Genomic DNA, 4442 nt, shown 5'->3' on the forward strand with positions numbered 1-4442 from the left:
CCGGGGACGCGGGGCCGGGCCCGGAGGAGGGGGCGGCTCCGCCGCCGGTCGACCCGTCGGCCCCGCTGGCCGTGCGGATGAGGCCGCGCACGCTGGACGAGGTGGTCGGACAGCAGCACCTGCTCCGCGCCAACTCGCCGTTGCGACGACTCGTCGAGGGCCGGGGAGGGTCCTCGGTGATCCTCTACGGGCCGCCCGGGACGGGCAAGACGACGCTGGCCAACCTCGTGGCCACCTCGTCCGGTCGGCACTTCGTGGCGCTGTCCGCCCTGAGCGCCGGGGTCAAGGACGTCCGTGCGGTGATCGAGGACGCACGGACACGCCAGATCCACGGCCGGCGCACCGTGTTGTTCATCGACGAGGTCCACAGGTTCTCCAAGAGCCAGCAGGACGCGCTCCTCGCCGCGGTGGAGAACGGCATCGTGCTCCTGGTGGCCGCGACCACGGAGAACCCGCACTTCTCGGTGATCGCCCCGCTGCTGAGCCGTTCTCTCATCGCCGAACTGCAGGGGCTGGACCAGGCGGGGGTCGCCACGGTGATCCGTCGCGCGGTGGCGGATGAGCGGGGTTACGCGGGGGCGCTCGAGGTGACCGACGCCGCGGTGGAGGACATCGTCCGGCTCTCCGGCGGGGACGCCCGCCGGAGCCTGACGATCCTGGAGGCCGCCGCGGGAGCCGCCGAGGACGACGTGGTGACCCCGGAGACGGTCGAGCTGAGCCTGGACGCGGCCCCGGTCCGTTATGACCGGGACGGGGATCAGCACTATGACGTCACGAGCGCGTTCATCAAGTCGATCCGCGGGTCGGACGCCGACGCGGCCCTGCACTACCTCGCGCGGATGTTGGTGGCGGGGGAGGACCCCCGGTTCATCGCGCGGCGCCTGGTGGTGCACGCGAGCGAGGACATCGGGATGGCGGATCCCACCGCACTGCTCGCCGCCTCCGCCGCGGCGGAGGTCGTGCAGAAGGTGGGGCTGCCCGAATGCCGACTCGCCCTGGCCCAGGCCACCATCCATCTGGCGACCGCGCCCAAGTCCAACGCGGTGATCTCCGCGATCGACGCGGCGATGGCGGATGTCCGCGCCGGGGGAGTCGGTGAGGTCCCCCGGCACCTCCGGGACGGCCACTACGCCGGGGCCAAGGGGCTGGGCAACGGAGTCGGCTACCTCTACGCGCACCAGTCCCCGGCCGGGGTGGTCACACAGCAGTACCCTCCCGACGAGCTCGTGGGTCGGGACTACTACGCGCCCGCCGGCCACGGACACGAACGAGAACTGGCCGCCAGGCTGACCCGGCTGCGAACGATCGTCCGGGGGAAGACCTAGCCGCCCCCGCCCGGATATGTGAAACTCATGAGGCCTGTATGAACACGAGCAACATCCAGGTATCCATGGACGCAAGCACTCTCGGAGGAATCATGAGCGGAATCGCCAGCATCTTCTCGACCCTGGTCGGCGTGGCCACCTCGGTCGGCGTGTGGGGGACCGGCGCGCACAGCCTGGGGCTGCTTCCCCAGGAGGCGTTCATCACCGCGGCCAACTTCGGCATCATCCTGCCCCCGATGCCGCGCTGACACACCACCTCTTCTCGAGCCGGTCCACGGGCACGGGCCCCGCACGCGGGGTCCGTGCCCGTGTCGTCTGCGGGCTCCCGCGGTCCGTTCCTCGACCCCCGGGGGCGCGCCGGTAGGCTGGGCAGTCGTCCGACCACCTCCGTAGACCACCAGTGAGGCCCCCTGTGCAGACCCATGAGATCCGGCGCCGATTCCTCGACCACTTCGTCAGGGCCGGTCACGCCGAGGTCCCCAGCGCATCACTGGTCCTGGACGACCCGAACCTGTTGTTCGTCAACGCCGGGATGGTCCCCTTCAAGCCCTACTTCCTCGGCCAGGAGACCCCGGAGCACGCCACCGCGACCTCCATCCAGAAGTGCGTGCGCACCCTCGACATCGACGAGGTGGGCATCACCACGCGCCACAACACCTTCTTCCAGATGGCGGGCAACTTCTCGTTCGGCGACTACTTCAAGGAGGGGGCGATCCGCCACGCGTGGTCGCTGCTCACCTCGTCCCTGGACGACGGGGGTCTTGGTATCGACCCGGGGCTGCTGTGGGTCACCGTGTATCTCGACGACGACGAGGCCTACGGCATCTGGCGCGACGTGGTCGGCATCCCCGAGGGTCGCATCCAGCGCCGCGGCATGGCGGACAACTACTGGTCCATGGGCGTTCCCGGGCCCTGCGGTCCGTGCTCGGAGATCTTCTACGACCGCGGCCCTGCGTACGGGGTCGAGGGCGGACCGGAGGCCGACGAGGACCGCTACATCGAGATCTGGAACCTCGTGTTCATGCAGAACGAGCGCGGCGAGGGCACCGGCAAGGACGCGTTCGAGATCCTGGGCCCGCTCCCCAAGCAGAACATCGACACCGGGATGGGGATCGAGCGCGTCGCGTTCCTGCTCCAGGGCGTCGAGAACGTCTACGAGACCGATCTGCTCCGCCCGGTGATCGACACCGCCGAGCGGCTCTCCGGCACCAGGTACGGGGTGGACAACGCCTCCGACGTGCGTTTCAGGGTGATCGCGGACCATGCGCGGACGGCGTACATGCTCATCTCCGACGGCGTGACCCCCGGCAACGAGGGGCGCGGGTACATCCTGAGGCGACTGCTGCGGCGCATCGTCCGGTCCGTCCGGCTCCTTGGTGCGACCGGCGACACGATGGCCGAGTTCATGGCCACCGTGAAGGAGGCGATCGGCCCGTCCTTCCCCGAGACGATCGCCGGGTACGAGCGGATCGAGCGCATCGCCGTGGCCGAGGAGGTCGCCTTCCTCAAGACCCTCGAGTCGGGGACCCAGCTCTTCGAGCGTGCCGCCGAGGACGCCAGGGAATCGGGCGCGGCCACCCTGTCGGGCCGCCAGGCCTTCGCCCTCCACGACACCCACGGGTTCCCCATCGACCTGACGCTGGAAATGGCCGCCGAGGCCGGACTGCAGGTGGACGAGGCGGGATTCCGCTCCCTGATGTCCGAGCAGCGCGCCAGGGCCAAGGCCGACTCTCGGTCCAAGAAGCACGCCCACGCCGATCTGTCCGTGTACCGCGACTTCCTCGACGCCGGCGAGACCGTCTTCACCGGGTTCACCGAACTCACCGACGAGTCCACCCTCCTCGGCATCGTGTCCGGGGGCGAGTCCGTGCCCGTCGCCCGGGACGGTGATGCGGTCGAGTTCGTCCTGGACCGGACGCCGTTCTACGCCGAGTCCGGTGGGCAGCTCGGTGACCGCGGGATGATCTCCACCGCCGGTTTCCAGATGCAGGTCGACGACGTGCAGAAGATCGGCAAGAAGCTCTGGATCCACAAGGGCGTCCTCACGGGCGGCGAGGTCGAGGCCGGCCAACTCGTCACCGCCGCCGTCGACCCGGAGTGGCGCAAGGGGGCCACCCAGGGACACTCGGCCACCCACCTCGTGCACGCCGCACTTCGTCAGATCCTCGGACCGGAGGCCGTCCAGGCCGGCTCGCTCAACAAGCCGGGGTACATGCGGTTCGACTTCAACTGGTCGGGTTCCATCCCGGCGGACGTCCTCGCACAGGTCGAGGAGATCACCAACGCCGCCGTCGACGCCGACTACGGCGTGAACACGATCGAGACCAGCCTCGACGAGGCCCGGCGGATGGGCGCCATGGCGCTGTTCGGCGAGAACTACGGGTCGCTGGTCCGGGTGGTGGAGATCGGCGGGCCGTTCTCGATGGAACTGTGCGGAGGCACCCACGTGTCGAGTTCCGCGCAGATCGGCCCGGTGAGTCTGCTGGGCGAGGCCTCCGTCGGATCGGGTATCCGGCGCGTGGAGGCGTACGTCGGCATGGACGCCTACCGGCACCAGGCCCGTGAGCGCGCTCTCGTGTCGGGCCTGGCCACCTCGCTCAAGGCGCCCGCCGAGGAGCTGCCCGACCGGGTGGCCGCGCTGACCGCGAAACTGCGGGAGGCGGAGAAGGCACTGGAGTCGATGCGTGCCGCCCAGCTCGCCTCCCGGGCCGGCGACCTGCTGTCGGCGGCCGAGGACCTCGACGGGATCCGGTTCCTCGTCCACGAGGACCCGGGGGGAGCGGCGGGCGACCTGCGCACCCTCGCCTCCGACCTCAAGGGCCGACTCGGCGGGGATGCCGGCGTCGTCTTCCTCACCGCCGCGGGCTCGGAGAAGGTGCCGTTCGTCATCGCGGTGAGCCCCGCAGCCCAGGAGCGCGGCCTCCGCGCGGGCGATCTGGTCAAGGCCGTCGCACCGGCGCTCGGGGCGCGGGGCGGCGGCAAGCCCGACATGGCACAGGGTGCGGGCACCGACCCGTCCGGGATCGACGCGGCCGTGTCCGCGCTGCGCGCCGCCGTGCGGGATGCCGGGTGACGGGATCGGACCCCGACGCCCGCGGGTGGACCCGCGGGCGGAGG

Annotated in this window: 3 protein-coding genes; all 3 read left to right on the forward strand. The window is 70.7% G+C overall.

Annotated features, from left to right (window positions below; all coding sequences use genetic code 11):
* On the forward strand, window positions 1–1325 hold a 1325-nt coding region (locus G6031_RS13590; protein ID WP_182653543.1), incomplete at its 5' end, for a replication-associated recombination protein A.
* Between the two features lie 92 nt (window positions 1326–1417).
* The gene (locus G6031_RS13595; protein WP_017836862.1) at window positions 1418–1573 is read left to right on the forward strand and encodes a hypothetical protein; all 156 of its coding nucleotides are present in this window, start codon (window positions 1418–1420) and stop codon (window positions 1571–1573) included.
* Between the two features lie 164 nt (window positions 1574–1737).
* The gene (gene alaS / locus G6031_RS13600) at window positions 1738–4398 is read left to right on the forward strand and encodes an alanine--tRNA ligase (RefSeq protein ID WP_182653544.1); all 2661 of its coding nucleotides are present in this window, start codon (window positions 1738–1740) and stop codon (window positions 4396–4398) included.
* The last annotated feature ends 44 nt before the right edge of the window (window positions 4399–4442 follow it).

The sequence above is a fragment of the Dietzia sp. CQ4 genome (assembly GCF_014145125.1).
Classification (GTDB): domain Bacteria; phylum Actinomycetota; class Actinomycetes; order Mycobacteriales; family Mycobacteriaceae; genus Dietzia; species Dietzia natronolimnaea.